The organism is Geodermatophilus sp. SYSU D00705, assembly GCF_054050135.1.
In genome coordinates this window covers 1-14,664 of record NZ_JBJGYT010000034.1, presented here as the reverse complement: position 1 = coordinate 14,664, position 14,664 = coordinate 1, and the positions used below count along the sequence as shown (strand labels likewise).

Below are 14,664 nucleotides of genomic sequence, written 5' to 3'. Positions count from 1 at the left end.
GCCATGATGGCAGAGAACTTGCGATTGCGGTCAGTCCTGCCACTCGTCCGGCGGTGTGGCCGGGAGCACGCTCGTCCCATGTTCCTGATCACCTGCCCCGTCACCTCCACCGACGAGCTGGTCGCGGACCGGCGCATCCGCTCGGTGGTCAACCACCCGACGCACATCGCCATGCACGTCGAGTGCCCCTCCTGCGGGACGGTGCACGTCTACCGCACCGGCCGCCGGTGGGACGCCGTCCGCGAGGAGCGGGCCGGTGCGCCGGCCACCCTGGCCCGGGAGCTGGCCCGCACCTGACCGCTCGACCTGCGGACCGGTACGGGTGGCCCTACGCTCGAACACATGAGCGAATCCACCGCGAACCCCGACCGCAGCACGGAGAAGGACCCGTCGGAGTGGGTGACCGGCGACGAGCCGGCCACCGGCGCGCAGAAGAGCTACCTGAACACGCTCGCGCGCGAGGCCGGCGAGGAGGTCCCCGAGGACATCAACAAGGCCGACGCCTCGCGCAAGATCGACGAGCTGCAGGAGGAGACCGGGCGGGGCCAGTGAGCCCCGCCCGGCCGACGCCTCAGGCCTCGAACTTGTAGCCGAGGCCCCGGACGGTCACCAGGTACTTGGGGTTGGCGGGGTCGGGCTCGATCTTGGCCCGCAGCCGCTTCACGTGGACGTCGAGGGTCTTGGTGTCACCCACGTAGTCCGAGCCCCACACCCGGTCGATGAGCTGGACCCGGGTGAGCACGCGCCCCGCGTTGCGCAGCAGCAGCTCCAGCAGGTCGAACTCCTTCAGCGGCAGCGCGACCTGTTCGCCGTCCACGGAGACGACGTGCCGCTCGACGTCCATGCGGACCGGACCGGCCTCCAGGGCGCCGTCGACGGGGGGATCGGCGTCGCCGTGGCGGCGCAGCACGGCCCGGATCCGGGCGACCAGCTCGCGGGCGGAGTACGGCTTGGTGACGTAGTCGTCGGCGCCGAGCTCCAGGCCCACGACCTTGTCGACCTCGGAGTCCTTGGCGGTGAGCATGATGATCGGCACGCTGCTGCGCGCCCGCAGCAAGCGGCACACCTCGGTGCCGGGCAGGCCGGGGAGCATGAGGTCGAGCAACACGATGTCCGCGCCGCCGCGGTCGAACTCCGCCAGCGCCTCCGGCCCGGTGGGGGCGACGACGGCGTCGTAGCCCTCCCGCCGCAGCATGTAGGACAGCGCGTCGGAGAAGGACTCCTCGTCCTCCACCACGAGCACTCGCGTCATGACCGTCCCTTCGGGGCGTCACCGGCGACCACGTCGCCGGCATCGGGACCGGCGACGGTGCCGCCGGTGGGCTGGGGGCCGGCGACCGCGTCGCCGGTGCGGGAGGACCTGGGGCCGGCGGGGGCGGCGGCCGGCTCGGGGCCCGTGGGCCGCGCGAGCGGGATCCGGAGCGTGAACGTCGAGCCGAGCCCCTCCTCGCTCCACACGCTGACCGAGCCGCCGTGGTTGCTGGCCACGTGCTTGACGATGGCCAGCCCGAGGCCGGTGCCACCGGTGGCCGAGGCCCGCGACTGGTCGACGCGGTAGAAGCGCTCGAAGACCCGCGACCGGTCCTCCCTCGGGATGCCGATGCCGCTGTCGGTCACGGTGATCTCCGCGAAGCCGGACCGGCCGCGAGCGCCGACCGCGATGCGGGTGCCCTCCGGGCTGTAGGCGACGGCGTTGGCCAGCAGGTTGGTCACCGCGGTGGCCAGCTGCGCCTCGACGCCGCGGACCACCAGGCCGTGCTGACCGCCGGAGGCGATGGTGATCTGCTTGGCCGACGCCGCGAGGCCCGTGCGGTCCACCGCCTCGGCGACGACCCGGTCGACCTCCACCGGCTCCAGCTCGGGCAGCGGCTCGCCGCCCTGCAGCCGGGACAGGTCGATGAGCTCCCGGACCAGCCGGGACAGCCGCTCGGCCTCGTGGGTCATGCGGGCGGAGAACCGGCGCACGGTGTCGGGGTCGTCCGCGGCGTCCTCCACGGCCTCGGCCAGCAGCCGCAGCGCGCCGACCGGCGTCTTCAGCTCGTGGCCGACGTTGGCGACGAAGTCCCGCCGGACCGCCTCCACCCGCCGCGCCTCGGTGACGTCCATCAGCACGAGGGCCACCGGCCCCGGCAGGGCGCCGGTCTCCAGGCGGATGCCGTGCACCCCCACCTGCCGCGGGCCGCCGCCGACCAGCTCGCCGGGCAGGTCCACCTCGATCCGGCGGCGGCTGCCGGTCCGGACCTCGTTGGCCAGCACCAGCAGCTCGGGCACCAGCAGCCGGGTGTCGCGGACGATGCCCAGGGCGCGGGCCGGCGGGTTGGCCAGCAGGACGACGTCGTCGGCGTCGAGGAACACGACCGCCGGGTCCATGAGGTCGACCAGCCGGCGGGCCAGGATGGTCTCCGACAGCGGCGGTGCCGGCGGCGGCGGCGAGCGGTCGAGGTCGGCGCGGTTGTAGCGCAGCAGGACGGTGGCGACCAGGGCGCCACCGATGACGAGGCCGACCACGAGGGCGACCGTGGGACTCACGTTTCCTCCTCGCCGCCGCGTGCGGCCGCACCGCTCGCGAGCCCGCTCCCACAGCCGATGCTAGGCGGCCCGGACCTCCGGTCATCCCCCGTCGGAGTGGCGGCGCGGAGCCGTACCGGCGATGTTCACGTTCCCGTGCCCACCCGTTCACCCCGGAGGCCGGATGGGGTCCCCATCCCGACCTACTCTCGATCCCGGACGCGCCAGGGCTGCGAGCAGACGCCGGCCCGGCGCTGCGGACACGGCCCTCACCGGCCGGCGAGGAGGACGACGGTGCGCGACAACTACCGCGAGGAGCTCGACGACATCCGGGGCTGCCTGGTGGACATGGCCAACTCGGTGGGCTCACAGCTGGCCAAGGCGACCACCGCCCTGCTCGACGCCGACGTCACCCTCGCCGACCTGGTCATCGCTGCCGACGACGCGCTCGACAACACCCGGGAGAGCATCGAGCAGCGCTGCTTCACGCTGCTGGCCCGCCAGGCGCCGGTGGCCACCGAGCTGCGCACGGTGATCACCGCCATGCGCATCGCCAGCGACTTCGAGCGCATGGGCGACCTCGCCGAGCACATCGCCAAGGTCGCGCGGATGCGCTTCCCCGAGTCGGCGGTGCCCCAGGAGGTGCGGCCGGTGTTCCTGCAGGCCGGACACGTCGCCGAGAGCCTGGTCGCCAAGGCCGGCACCGTCATCGCGAAGCAGGACGTCGAGGCCGCGCTCGAGCTCGAGGACGACGACGACGTGATGGACCGCCTGCACCGCGAGCTGTTCCGCGAGGTGCTCTCCGACGACTGGCCGCACGGCGTCGAGACCGCCATCGACATCACCCTGCTGGGCCGCTACTACGAGCGCTTCGCCGACCACGCGGTGAGCGTCGCCCGCCGGGTGGTCTACCTCGTCACCGGCGAGCGGCGGATCAGCGCCGCGGGCTGAGCCCGGGGGACACGGCAGCGGCCCCCTCTCGCGTCGGGAGAGGGGGCCGCTGCCGTGTCATGGTCCTACTTCTTGCCCTGGTTCTTGACCGCCTCGATCGCGGCGGCCGCCGCCTCCGGGTCGAGGTACTCGCCACCGGGCTTGACCGGGCGCAGCTCGTCGTCCAGGTCGTAGCGCAGCGGGACCCCGGTGGGGATGTTGAGGCCGACGACCTCGTCCTCCCCCATGCCGTCCAGGTGCTTCACCAGCGCCCGCAGGCTGTTGCCGTGCGCCGCGACGAGCACGGTGAGCCCGGCCCGCAGGTCCGGGACGATCGCGTCGTACCAGTACGGCAGCATCCGGACGACGACGTCGGCCAGGCACTCGGTGGCCGGGCGCACCTCCGGCGGCAGCATCGCGTAGCGCGGGTCGCCGTCCTGGGCGTACTCGCTGCCCGACTCGATGGGCGGCGGCGGGGTGCTGTACGAGCGGCGCCACACGGTGAACTGCTCCTCGCCGTACTCGGCGAGGGTGGCGGCCTTGTCCTTGCCCTGCAGCGCGCCGTAGTGCCGCTCGTTGAGCCGCCACGAGCGCTTGACCGGGATCCACTGCCGGTCGGCCGCGGCCAGCGCCAGCTCGGCGGTGGTGATGGCCCGCTTGAGCACGGACGTGTGCGCGACCTCCGGCAGGAGGTCGTGCTCGGCCAGCAGCTCCCCGCCGCGGGCGGCCTCGACGCGGCCCTTCTCCGACAGCGGCACGTCCACCCAGCCGGTGAACAGGTTGGCCTTGTTCCACTCGCTCTCGCCGTGGCGGAGCAGCACCAGCGTCCCGGGGGGTGTCCTCGTCACACGGCCATCCTGCCCGACGTCCGGGGGTCGTGGCTCAGGTGGTGAGCAGCGGCCACACCACCCACAGCTCGAAGACCCCCGGCGGCAGCAGGCCGGCCAGCAGCCACGGGCTGCGCACCGGGCGCGAGGCACCCCAGCGCAGGGCGGCCACCACGGCGACGCTGCAGGTCACCGCGACGGCCAGCCACAGCACGACCGCGGGGACGTCGACGACGACCAGCTGGGCCAGGGCCAGCTGCACCGCGCACAGCAGCATCGGGTAGGCCAGCGCGGAGGCGGCCACCACGCCCACGAGGGCGCGGACGAAGCGCTGCTGCGCGGGCCCGTCCTGCACCGTCGCCACGCTAACGGCTGACAACGGCCGCGGGGACCGGTCCGGGCAGGATCACGGCATGAGCGCAGTGCAGCGTTGGCGTGAGGAGCTGGCCGCGTGGGCCATCGACCCGGCGATCCTCGCCGGGGCCCCCGAGTCGCCCTACGGCTTCCCGCCCGGCCTGTTCGGCAGCGACCGCCGGCCCGGCCGCACCGTCGACGTCGTCCGGGAGGTCGCGCCGGCCAGCGTGCTGGACGTCGGCTGCGGCGGTGGCCGGGCCAGCATCCCCGTGGGCGCCGCGGAGCTGCTCGCCGTGGACTCCTCCCCCGAGATGCTCGACCGCTACCGCGCGGCGGCCGGAGCCACCCCGGTGCGGACCTGGTGCGGCACGTGGCCCGACGTCGCCGGGGAGGTGCCGGTGGCCGACGTCGTCGTCGCCGCGGACGTCGTCTACAACGTGCCCGACATCGAGGAGTTCGTGGCCGCGCTGACCGGCCACGCCCGCCGGCGGGTGGTGGTGGAGCTCGGCGACGTGCACCCCTGGACGTCGATGGGGCCGCTGTGGCGGCACTTCCACGGTCAGGACCGGCCCACCGGCCCGAGCGCGGCGCTGTTCGGGGAGGTGCTGGCGGAGCTCGGCGTCGCGGCGGAGTCGGCCACCGAGTCCCGGCCGGACCCCTGGCAGGACGCGCCCGCCGACGTCGTCCTGGCCTTCACCCGGCGCCGGCTGTGCCTGCCGGTGGAGCGGGAGCCGGAGGTGGCCGAGGCGATGCGCCGCTTCCGCGACGACCGGCCGCGCGGCTCGACGACCTACTGGTGGGCCGGCACCGCGTCCTGAGCCGCCCGCCGGCGGCCGGGCAGCCAGGCGAGGACGACGACGGCGGCGACCAGGGTGGCCGCCGCCGTGCCCACCGCGGTGAGGTGCATGGCCGAGACGAAGGCGGCCTGGGCGGGGTCGACGACGCCGGCCGCGGCCGCCGCGACCTCGGCGTCCCCCGTCGCGCGGGCGCCCTCGACCGCCTCCAGGGTGGCCACCAGCGAGGTGCTGGCCTCCGCCCGGGCGCCGGCGGGCAGCCCGTCGACGGCGTCCCCGAGGTTCGCGGCGTAGGACGCCGCCAGCAGCGAGCCGAGGATGGCCACGCCCAGGGCGCCGCCCACCTGGCGCACGGAGTTGTTCACCGCCGCGCCCGCCCCGGCCTTGTGCCGCGGGACGACGGACATGATCGACTCGGTCGTGGGCGCCATCACCGCGCCCATGCCGAGGCCCTGCACCGAGAGGACGACCAGCAGCAGCCACAGCGGCGAGTCGCCGTCGAGCAGCTGGAACCCCAGGACGGCGGTCGTGATCAGGGCGAAGCCGCCGGCGACGACGAGCTTGGCGCCGAGCCGCTCCGCGATCCGCGAGGTCACCGGAGCCATGACGGCCATGCCCAGCGCCATGGGGATCAGCGCGGCACCGCTGGCCAGCGGCCCGTAGCCGCGCACGCCCTGCAGGTAGTAGACGAGGTAGAACGTCGCGCCCATGAGGGCGAAGAAGTTCAGGCCCAGCGCGGCGGCGGCGGCGGAGAACGCCGGGTTGCGGAACAGCGAGACGTCCAGCGCCGGGTGGGTGGAGCGTCGCTGCAGCAGCACGAAGACGACGAGCAGCGCGAGGCCGCCCAGCAGCGGCACGAGCACGCCGGGCGACGTCCAGCCGGCACCCGAGCCGCCGTGGATGATCCCGTAGACCAGGCCGACGAGCGCCGCGATCGACAGCAGGACGCCGGGGACGTCCAGCCGGCCCGGCGACGGGTCGCGCGACTCCGGGACGACGAGCAGCGTGGCGATGATCCCGAGGACGGCGACCGGGACGGCGATGAGGAAGATCGCGCCCCACCAGAAGTGCTCCAGGACCGCGCCGCTGGCCAGCGGGCCGCCGGCCACCGCCAGGCCCGCCGCCCCTGCCCAGATGCCGATGGCGCGGCCGCGCTCGCCGGGCGGGAAGACGTTGGTGATGACGGCGAGGGTGGCCGGCTGCACCGCCGCGCCGCCGATGCCCATGACCGCGCGCCAGACGATCAGCTCGACCGGGCTGTCGCTGAAGGCGCCCAGCAGCGAGCCGGCGGTGTAGATCGACAGCCCGAGCAGCAGCACCGTCCGGCGGCCGATCCGGTCACCGAGGACGCCCCAGGAGAACAGCAGGCCGGCGAAGACCAGGATGTAGGCGTCGATCGCCCACTGCAGCTGCCCCTGGGTGGCGCCGAGCTCGCGCTGCAGGGTGGGGATCGCGACGTTGAGCGTCGTGTTGCCCATGATCACCACGAGCAGGCAGACCGTCATGGTCGCCAGCACCCACCAGCGGCGCGCGTAGCCGGGCCGGTCGTCCGCGGCCGGGACCGCCGTGCGGTCGGTCGCCGTCACGCTCCGGTGTCCGCGCCGGCCGCGGGACGCGACCGTCGCTGCGGGTCGGCGAAGTCCGCGAACGCCTCCAGGTTGCGCAGGGACTCCCCGCGCTTGACCCGCCACTCCCACTCGCGGCGGATCGATGTGCCGAAGCCGATCTCGAGCATGGTGTTGAAGTGGTCGTCGGCGTAGCTGAGCACCGCGCCGAGGATGCGGTCGAGCTCCTCCGGGGTCACCGCCGCGTGCGGCAGCCGGCCGGTGAGGTAGACGTCGCCGACGCTGTCGACGGAGTAGGCGACGCCGTACATGCGGGCGTTGTGCTGCAGCAGGTAGGTCCACAGCTGCTCGCGGTTCTCGTCGGGCTGGCGGCAGACGAACGCCTCCACCCGTAGCGCGTGCTCGCCGACGATCAGTCCGCAGACGGTCTTGAGCTTCTTGGTGCCGGGGAGGTCCACCAGCCAGCGGCCCGGTGCGGGGTGTTCGTGGACCAGTTCGGCGTCCTGCAGCGTCTGCCCGATCACCGCGTCCAGCGCGGCGACGTCCCCTGCACCGCTCACCGGGCCACCTGGGCGCCGAAGCCGCGCACCGCCCCCAGACCGCGGGCCGCGCGCAGCACCGGGCCGGACGCCACCTGCCGTGCGGCGACCGCCATCTCCTCGGCCGCGGCGGTGTAGGCCGCCACCAGGGAGTCCACCGTGCGCTCCCAGGAGAAGGCGCCGGCGTGCCGGCGGGCACCGGCCGACAGCAGCTCGCGGCGGCCCAGGACCGACCGGATGGCGGCGGCGTAGTCGGCCGGGTCACGGCCCTCGACGAGCACCCCGGAGACCCCGTCGCGGACCGCCGTCCGCAGGCCGCCGACCGCGGCGGCGACCACCGGGGTGCCGCAGGCCTGCGCCTCCAGCGCCACCAGCCCGAAGGACTCGTTGTGGCTGGGGACGACGGCGACGTCGGCGGCCCGGTAGTGCTCGGCCAGCCGCTCGGCGTGCTGGGGCGGCAGGAGGCGGACCAGGTCGGCGATGCCCAGCTGCGCGGCCAGCTGCTCGAGCTGGCGGGGCGCCTCCAGACCGGAGCCGCTGGGTGCGCCGATGACGTGCACCTGCAGCCGGTCGCGCAGCGCGGGGTCGTCGGCCAGCATCCGCGCGGCGGCCTCCAGCAGGAGGTCGGGCGCCTTGAGGGGCTGGATGCGCCCCACGAACAGCAGCACCACGGCGTCGTCGGCGATGCCCAGCCCGCGGCGGGCCGCCGTCCGGTCGCCGGGGGTGAACCGGTCGAGGTCGACGCCGGGCGGGACGACGAGGGTGCGGCGCGGGTCGGCGGCGTAGTGGTCGACCAGCTGGTGGGCCTCGTCGTCGGTGTTGGCGATCAGCCGGTCGGCCTCGGCGACCACCTGCTCCTCACCGATCACCCGGCCCTGCGGCTCGGGCCGGTCGCCGGCGGCGAGCGCGGCGTTCTTCACCTTGGCCAGGGTGTGGGCGGTGTGGATGAGCGGGACGCTCCACCGGTCGCGGGCCAGCCACCCCACCTGGCCGGACAGCCAGTAGTGCGAGTGGACGACGTCGTAGTGGCCGGGCTCGTGCTGGGCCTCCTCACGCAGCACCGCGGCGGTGAAGGCGCACAGCTGCCCGGGCAGGTCCTCCTTGCCCAGGCCCTCGAACGGACCAGCGCTGACGTGCCGCACGGTGACGCCCGGGCTCATCTCGACCACCGGCGGCAGGTCGCTGGAGGTGGCGCGGGTGAAGACGTCGACCTCGATGCCGCGGGCGGCCAGCCGGCGGGAGACCTCGACGATGTAGACGTTCATGCCGCCGGCGTCACCGGCGCCGGGCTGGTCCAGCGGGCTGGTGTGCACCGAGAGCGTCGCCACGCGCCGGGGCACGGCCGACCGGGGACGTCGGCGAGCGGCCACGTCCGACCTCCCGCCTCGGCTGTGGGCACCGGACGGCACCCGCTCGACTCTCCATCCTGCAACAGCGCCAGGATGGGGTTCATGCCCGGCCCCTCACCCCAGTCTCCCTCCGGTCCCGCCGTCCTGCCCGGTCAGGGCCGTACCGCCGTCGTCACCGGCGCCTCCAGCGGCATCGGCGCGGCCACCGCGCGGCGTCTCGCGGCGGAGGGGTTCGACCTCGTCCTCGGTGCCCGGCGCATGGACCGGCTGACCGCACTGGCCGAGGAGATCGGCGCCCGGGCGCTGCCCCTGGACCTCACCGACCCCGCCTCGGTCGCGGAGTTCACCGGCGCGCTGGACCGGGTGGACGTGCTGGTCAACAACGCAGGTGGGGCCTTCGACGCCGCCCCGGTGGCCGAGGCCGACCTGGACTCCTGGGCCCGCACCTACGAGGTCAACGTGCTGGGCACCGTCCGGCTGACGAAGGCGCTGCTGCCCGCGCTCATCGCCTCCGGCGCGGGCGACCTGCTGTTCGTCGGCTCCACCGCGGGCCTGATCAGCTACGAGGGCGGGGCGTCGTACACGGCGGCCAAGCACGCGGTGCACACCCTGGCCGAGACCCTGCGGCTGGAGCTGTTCGACCAGCCGGTGCGTGTGGTCGAGATCGCACCCGGGATGGTGAAGACCGACGAGTTCACCCTCAACCGGGTGGGTGACCAGGAGAAGGCGGAGGCGGTCTACCGCGGGGTGCGCGCGCCGCTGGTCGCCGAGGACGTCGCCGACTGCATCGCCTGGACCCTCACCCGCCCGCACCACGTCAACGTGGACCTGCTCGTCGTCCGCCCCCGCGCCCAGGCCGCCCAGCACAAGGTGCACCGCGAGTCCTGAGCTGACGCCCTCGGCCGGGTACTGCAGCAACTCCGGGGACGGTGCGGGTCGCCCGGCCGCTCAGAGCGCATGGTCCCCGGAGTTGCTCACCCGGCAGGGTTCCCGGACCGCCACTCGGAACCGCGCGTCCGTGGCCGGCGTCAGGGCCGGACGGCGGTCGGCTCGCGCTCCAGGGTGACGCCGAAGCGCTCCCGCACGGTGGTCACCACCTTGTCGGCGAAGGCCAGCAGCTCGGCCGCGGTGGCGCCGTCGGCCGTCGTCAGGGCCAGGCTGTGGCGGGACGACGTCCCGACGCGGCCCTCGCGGGTGCCGCGGCCGAACCCGGCGTGCTGCACCAGCCAGGCGGCGCTGAGCTTGACCCGCCCGTCGCCGGCCGGCCAGCTCGGGCAGCCCTCGACCGACTGCGCGGCGGGCACGATCGGGTTGGTGAAGAAGGAGCCGGCGCTGCGGCTGTCGGGGTCGGCCGGGTCCCAGACCATGCCCTTGCCGCGGCGCAGCTCCAGCACCGCGGTGCGGACGTCGGCCAGCGGCGCCCGCTCCCCGAGCTCGACGCCCAGCCGGCGGGCCAGCTCGGCGTAGCCGACCGGCCGGGACAGCGCCCCGGGCTCCAGCGCGAAGCCGACCTCCAGGACGACGAACCGGCCGGGCTCGCGCTTGAGCCGGCTGTCGCGGTAGGCGAACCCGCACTCGGCCGGGGTGAGCACCCGCTCGGCCTTCTCCGCCCGGTCGTACACCCGCACCGAGGTGAGGACCTGCGCCACCTCCTGGCCGTAGGCGCCGACGTTCTGCACCGGGGTGGCGCCGGTCGAGCCGGGGATGCCCGACATCGCCTCCATGCCGGCCAGGCCCTGCTCGACGGTGGCGGCGACGAGGTCGTCCCACGGCTCGCCGGCCTGGACCACCAGCTGCCCGCCGCTGCGCTGCACCCCGCGGCTGCGGACGGCGACGACGTCCCCGGGCCAGCCGTCGTCGGGGGCGATCAGGTTGGAGCCGCCGCCGAGCACCAGCAGCGGCCGGCCGGCCTCGTCGGCGTCGCGGACGGCGGCGACCAGCTCACCGGCGTCGGTGACCTCGAGAAGCCGCTCGGCGGGACCTCCCACCGCCAGCGTCGTCAGCTCCGCGAGGGGGGCGTTCCGTCGGACGTGCACGGCTCCACGCTAACCGGGTCTACGCTCTGGACCGGTGAGCGAGGCGGGAGGCGGGGACCACAAGCGCCGGGCCGTCCTCACCCCGAAGAAGGCCAACCCCCGCCTGGCGGCGGGCCGCGCGCGGGCACTGGGCCTGCCGACGCGGGGCACCACGAACGCCAACCGGCTGCGCCGCATCGACCGCTGGCTGCTGGCCACCCAGGTCCCCCGGCTGCGCGACGCCGCCCGGCCGCTCGTCGTCGACCTGGGCTACGGCTCCTCGGCGGTGACCACGCTGGAGATGGCCGACCGGCTCGGTCCGGAGGTCCACGGCCTGGAGGTCGTCGGCCTGGAGATCGACCCCGCGCGGGTGGCCGCCGTCGCGTACGACCGCGACCCGCCGCGGGTGGACTTCCGCGTGGGCGGGTTCGAGCTGGCCGGGCTGCACCCGGTGCTGGTGCGGGCGTTCAACGTGCTGCGCCAGTACGACGAGGAGTCCGCGGGCCGCGCCTGGGAGACCATGTGCGCCGCCCTCGGCCCGGGCGGGCTGCTCGTGGAGGGCACCTGCGACGAGTGGGGACGGCGGGCGGCGTGGGTGGCCCTGGACGCCGACGGGCCGCTCACCCTCACGCTGTCGGCGCGGGTGTCGGACCTCGACGAGCCCTCCGACCTCGCCGAACGGCTGCCCAAGGCGCTGATCCACCACAACGTGCCGGGCCAGCCGGTGCACGAGTTCCTGCGCGCGTTCGACGCCGCCTGGGCCGCCGCCGCCGGGCTGTCCACCTTCGGCCCGCGCCAGCGCTGGACCGCCGCCGTCCAGTCCCTGGCCGACCAGGGCTGGCCGTTCGTCGGCTCCTCGCGGCGGTGGCGGCACGGCGAGGTCACCGTGCGCTGGTCGGCCGTCGCCCCCACCTGAGCCCGGCCCACCACGCGAGATCGGCGATCTCGTGGCGATGCGCCCCCGCCACCACGCGAGATCGGCGATCTCGCCGGGCTCGGGCACGATGGGAGCGTGACGTCCCTGGTCGGTGAACCCCTGCGACAGCGCTGCATCGAGGCCGTCGTCGAGGAGGGCGAGCGGTTCGGCGTCCTGGTGCAGGAGGTCGACGCCGGGCTCACAGCGGCAGACTGGAGCACCCCGGTGCCGTGGGTGCCCGCCTGGACCGTCCGCGACCTCGTCGGCCACCTCGGCGCCGTGCACCGGTGGGCCACCGCGATCGTGCGCGCCGGCACCGCCGACCGGCCCGCCCCGCCGCCGGTCCCGCCGGAGGACGGGCTGGTCGACTGGTACGCCGCCGGCCTGACCGGCCTGCTGCACGCCCTGCGCGACACGCCCCCGGACTCCCCGTGCTGGCACATGAGCCCCGCCGCGGAGAAGACCGCCGCCTCCTGGGCCCGCCGGCAGGCGCACGAGCTCGTGGTCCACCGGATGGACCTCGAGGGCGCCGCCGGCGTTCCGCTCACCGCCGTCGACCCCGACCTGGCCGAGGACGGCGTCGACGAGCTGCTGCGGGTCGTCGTCCCCCGCTGGGCGCACACCGAGCCGCTGGCCACCGCCACCGCGAGCGTCGCCGTGCACAGCACCGACACCGGCCGCACGTGGCTGGTCCGCCTCACCGACGGCGTCGTCGAGGTGCGCGACGACGACGGCCCCGCCGACGCCCGGCTGGAGGCGCCCGCCGCCTCCCTGCTCCGCCGGCTGTGGGGCCGCCCGGCCGACGTCACCGTCGACGGGGAGCCCGCCGCCGAGGCCCTGCTGCGCGGCCGATGAGCCGTCGTCCCGTTCCGGAGGTCGTCCCCCCGGGCCCCACGCCCGTCGACGGCGGCACGGCCGAGCTGCTCGGCGACGCCGACCGCGACGGCTCCTGGGTGCTCATGGTCGACGGGACGCCGCAGTCGCACGTCGACCTCGAGGACCCGTCGCACCTGGAGTTCGAGTACGTCCGCCGCATGGGCCACGTGCTCGACCTCGCCGGCGAGAAGGGGGCGCCGATCGACGTCGTCCACCTGGGCGGCGGGGCGCTGACCCTCCCCCGCTACGTCGCGGTCACCCGCCCCGGCTCGCGGCAGCGGGTCGTGGAGATCGACCAGCAGCTCACCGACCTGGTGCGCGCCCACCTCCCGCTCCCCCGCGGCGCGCGCATCCGGGTCCGCGCCGCGGATGCCCGCGCGGGCCTGGAGGCGCTGCCGGCCCGGAGCGCCGACGTGGTGGTCAGCGACGTCTTCGCCGGCGCCCGGACGCCCGCGCACCTGACCAGCGTCGAGTACGCCGAGCAGGCGCGGCGGGTGCTGCGCCCCGGCGGGGTGTACGCGGCCAACGTCGCCGACGGGCCGCCGCTGCGCTTCGCCCGCGCCCAGACCGCCACGCTGCGCGCGGTGTTCGCGCACGTGTGCCTGCTGGCCGAGCCCGGCACGCTGCGCGGCCGCCGCTTCGGCAACCTCGTGGCGGTCGCCTCGGACGCCGAGCTGCCGATCGCGGCCCTGGTGCGCCGCTGCGCCGGGGACCCCATGCCCAGCCGGGTGGTGGAGGGCGCCGACCTCGACCGGTTCGCCGGGAAGGTGCAGCCGGTGCACGACGCCGACGCCGTCGCCTCGCCCGAGCCCCCGGAGGGCGTCTTCAGCCGCTGAGCGCGGCCTCGAACGCCGCCAGCGCGGCGTCGCCGAACAGCACGAAGCGCACCTCCTGCACGTGCTCCACCTCGGCGGCGCGCACCCCGGCGACCGCCTGGACGGCGGCGTCCTCCAGCGGCCAGCCGTAGACGCCGGCCGAGATCGCGGGGAAGGCCACCGAGCGCGCGCCCAGGCCGTCGGCGACCCGCAGGCTCTCGGTGTAGCAGGAGCGCAGGACCGCCGACAGGTCCCGGGTGGCCGACCAGATCGGCCCGGCGGTGTGCACCACCCAGCGGGCGGGCAGCCGGCCGGCCGTCGTCGCCACGGCGGAGCCGCGGGGCAGCCGGCCGCCGGGCAGGCCGGCCTTCAGGGCCCGGCACTCCGCGAGGACGTCCGGACCGCCCGCCGCGTGGATCGCGCCGTCCACCCCACCCCCGCCGAGCAGACCGGGATTGGCCGCGTTGACGACGACGTCGACGTCGGCCTGCGTGATGTCGCCGAGGACCGCCCGCAGGAGCACGCTCGAACCGTAGGGTCGGGCGCATGACCTCGCCCGTCCGCCCACCGCTCCGCCGCGACACCCAGCACAAGGTGATCGCCGGTGTCTGCTCGGGGATCGCCCGGCGCTACGGCCTGTCGACCACCGGGCTGCGCCTGGCGTTCGTGCTGTCGTGCATCCTGCCCGGCCCGCAGTTCATCGCCTACCTGGTGCTGTGGATCGTCATGCCCGCGGACCGGGGCTGACGGTCACCAGCTGCTGCCGCCCCGGCGCAGCCCGCGCACCGCGGGCCGGACGTCGACCAGGTAGACGATCGCCGCGATGATGGCCGGCAGCCCGAGGAAGCTCATCGGGCCCTGCCAGAACACGACGAGGACGGCGAGGCCGGTGATCGCGGCCCAGGCGGGCTTCGTCAGCTTGCCAGCGGCGACGTAGCCGGCGGCCGGCCGGATCAGCGCGTCGACGAGCGCGTACGCGGTCAGCGCCAGGGCTCCGTAGTACAGCCCCAGGTAGATGACCCCGTCGAAGGACAGCATGTCCGGAGGGTACCCGCCGCGGGGCCGCCGTCCGGGGCACTCGCGGTGTTCTCAGGCACGCCGCCACCCCATCAGGGGGGCCGGCGACCACCGGTCACGGGACGGCACAGGGCCCCGGAGCGCGGTGCGCTCCGGGGC

General features: G+C 75.3%; 19 protein-coding genes. 9 read left to right on the top strand and 10 right to left on the bottom strand.

Annotated features, from left to right (window positions below; translation table 11 throughout):
• Positions 1–78 precede the first annotated feature (78 nt).
• Complete coding sequence (locus ACI78Q_RS19900; RefSeq protein ID WP_456925175.1) at positions 79–297, top strand: hypothetical protein; 219 nt, start codon at positions 79–81, stop codon at positions 295–297.
• Positions 298–342: 45 nt separating this feature from the next.
• On the top strand, positions 343–552 hold the full coding sequence (locus ACI78Q_RS19895) for a DUF3072 domain-containing protein (protein ID WP_456925174.1): 210 nt from the start codon (positions 343–345) through the stop codon (positions 550–552).
• A gap of 19 nt (positions 553–571) precedes the next feature.
• On the opposite strand, the gene ACI78Q_RS19890 is transcribed toward ACI78Q_RS19895, so the two are convergent.
• Positions 572–1,252: a winged helix-turn-helix domain-containing protein gene (locus ACI78Q_RS19890; protein ID WP_456925173.1), complete on the bottom strand. Its 681-nt coding sequence runs from the start codon at positions 1,250–1,252 to the stop codon at positions 572–574.
• Positions 1,249–2,529, bottom strand: coding sequence for a sensor histidine kinase (locus ACI78Q_RS19885; RefSeq protein ID WP_456925172.1), 1,281 nt, complete (start codon positions 2,527–2,529; stop codon positions 1,249–1,251). The genes ACI78Q_RS19890 and ACI78Q_RS19885 overlap by 4 nt, the downstream gene beginning before the upstream one ends.
• Positions 2,530–2,802: 273 nt before the next feature.
• Between ACI78Q_RS19885 and phoU the strand changes: the two genes are divergently transcribed.
• Complete coding sequence (gene phoU, locus ACI78Q_RS19880) at positions 2,803–3,459, top strand: phosphate signaling complex protein PhoU (protein ID WP_456925171.1); 657 nt, start codon at positions 2,803–2,805, stop codon at positions 3,457–3,459.
• Between the two features lie 65 nt (positions 3,460–3,524).
• On the opposite strand, the gene ACI78Q_RS19875 is transcribed toward phoU, so the two are convergent.
• Together ACI78Q_RS19875 and ACI78Q_RS19870 are read right to left on the bottom strand one after the other, a co-directional pair.
• The gene (locus tag ACI78Q_RS19875) at positions 3,525–4,286 is read right to left on the bottom strand and encodes a phosphoglyceromutase (RefSeq protein ID WP_456925170.1); all 762 of its coding nucleotides are present in this window, start codon (positions 4,284–4,286) and stop codon (positions 3,525–3,527) included.
• A gap of 34 nt (positions 4,287–4,320) precedes the next feature.
• Complete coding sequence (locus ACI78Q_RS19870; protein ID WP_456925169.1) at positions 4,321–4,620, bottom strand: hypothetical protein; 300 nt, start codon at positions 4,618–4,620, stop codon at positions 4,321–4,323.
• A gap of 58 nt (positions 4,621–4,678) precedes the next feature.
• Between ACI78Q_RS19870 and ACI78Q_RS19865 the strand changes: the two genes are divergently transcribed.
• The gene (locus tag ACI78Q_RS19865; RefSeq protein ID WP_456925168.1) at positions 4,679–5,437 is read left to right on the top strand and encodes a class I SAM-dependent methyltransferase; all 759 of its coding nucleotides are present in this window, start codon (positions 4,679–4,681) and stop codon (positions 5,435–5,437) included.
• Here ACI78Q_RS19865 and ACI78Q_RS19860 read toward each other — a convergent pair.
• From ACI78Q_RS19860 to mshA, 3 genes are read right to left on the bottom strand one after another with little or no spacing between them, the layout of a single operon-like run.
• Positions 5,410–6,999 (bottom strand): MFS transporter, encoded by a 1,590-nt coding sequence (locus tag ACI78Q_RS19860; RefSeq protein ID WP_456925167.1) that lies wholly within the window; start codon positions 6,997–6,999, stop codon positions 5,410–5,412. The genes ACI78Q_RS19865 and ACI78Q_RS19860 overlap by 28 nt on opposite strands.
• Positions 6,996–7,538: a YbjN domain-containing protein gene (locus ACI78Q_RS19855; RefSeq protein ID WP_456925166.1), complete on the bottom strand. Its 543-nt coding sequence runs from the start codon at positions 7,536–7,538 to the stop codon at positions 6,996–6,998. Before ACI78Q_RS19855 ends, ACI78Q_RS19860 begins: the two co-directional genes overlap by 4 nt.
• Positions 7,535–8,845 carry a D-inositol-3-phosphate glycosyltransferase gene (mshA, locus tag ACI78Q_RS19850; protein ID WP_456925165.1) on the bottom strand — a complete coding sequence of 437 codons (1,311 nt, stop codon included), beginning with the start codon at positions 8,843–8,845 and terminating at the stop codon, positions 7,535–7,537. The genes ACI78Q_RS19855 and mshA overlap by 4 nt, the downstream gene beginning before the upstream one ends.
• Positions 8,846–8,968: 123 nt before the next feature.
• Between mshA and ACI78Q_RS19845 the strand changes: the two genes are divergently transcribed.
• Positions 8,969–9,754, top strand: a complete 786-nt coding sequence (locus ACI78Q_RS19845) for an SDR family oxidoreductase (protein WP_456925164.1) — start codon at positions 8,969–8,971, stop codon at positions 9,752–9,754.
• Between the two features lie 140 nt (positions 9,755–9,894).
• On the opposite strand, the gene ACI78Q_RS19840 is transcribed toward ACI78Q_RS19845, so the two are convergent.
• Positions 9,895–10,902: a UDP-N-acetylmuramate dehydrogenase gene (locus tag ACI78Q_RS19840; RefSeq protein WP_456925163.1), complete on the bottom strand. Its 1,008-nt coding sequence runs from the start codon at positions 10,900–10,902 to the stop codon at positions 9,895–9,897.
• Positions 10,903–10,936: 34 nt separating this feature from the next.
• Between ACI78Q_RS19840 and ACI78Q_RS19835 the strand changes: the two genes are divergently transcribed.
• From ACI78Q_RS19835 to ACI78Q_RS19825, 3 genes are all read left to right on the top strand, one after another.
• On the top strand, positions 10,937–11,797 hold the full coding sequence (locus ACI78Q_RS19835; RefSeq protein ID WP_456925162.1) for a class I SAM-dependent methyltransferase: 861 nt from the start codon (positions 10,937–10,939) through the stop codon (positions 11,795–11,797).
• A gap of 96 nt (positions 11,798–11,893) precedes the next feature.
• Positions 11,894–12,652 carry a maleylpyruvate isomerase family mycothiol-dependent enzyme gene (locus tag ACI78Q_RS19830; RefSeq protein ID WP_456925161.1) on the top strand — a complete coding sequence of 253 codons (759 nt, stop codon included), beginning with the start codon at positions 11,894–11,896 and terminating at the stop codon, positions 12,650–12,652.
• On the top strand, positions 12,649–13,509 hold the full coding sequence (locus ACI78Q_RS19825; protein ID WP_456925160.1) for a spermidine synthase: 861 nt from the start codon (positions 12,649–12,651) through the stop codon (positions 13,507–13,509). The genes ACI78Q_RS19830 and ACI78Q_RS19825 overlap by 4 nt, the downstream gene beginning before the upstream one ends.
• Here ACI78Q_RS19825 and ACI78Q_RS19820 read toward each other — a convergent pair.
• Positions 13,499–14,011: an O-acetyl-ADP-ribose deacetylase gene (locus ACI78Q_RS19820; RefSeq protein WP_456925159.1), complete on the bottom strand. Its 513-nt coding sequence runs from the start codon at positions 14,009–14,011 to the stop codon at positions 13,499–13,501. The genes ACI78Q_RS19825 and ACI78Q_RS19820 overlap by 11 nt on opposite strands.
• A 23-nt stretch (positions 14,012–14,034) precedes the next feature.
• Between ACI78Q_RS19820 and ACI78Q_RS19815 the strand changes: the two genes are divergently transcribed.
• Positions 14,035–14,235, top strand: a complete 201-nt coding sequence (locus ACI78Q_RS19815) for a PspC domain-containing protein (protein WP_456925158.1) — start codon at positions 14,035–14,037, stop codon at positions 14,233–14,235.
• 3 nt (positions 14,236–14,238) lie between these two features.
• Here ACI78Q_RS19815 and ACI78Q_RS19810 read toward each other — a convergent pair whose 3' ends face one another.
• Complete coding sequence (locus ACI78Q_RS19810) at positions 14,239–14,526, bottom strand: DUF2516 family protein (protein ID WP_456925157.1); 288 nt, start codon at positions 14,524–14,526, stop codon at positions 14,239–14,241.
• Positions 14,527–14,664: the final 138 nt, after the last annotated feature.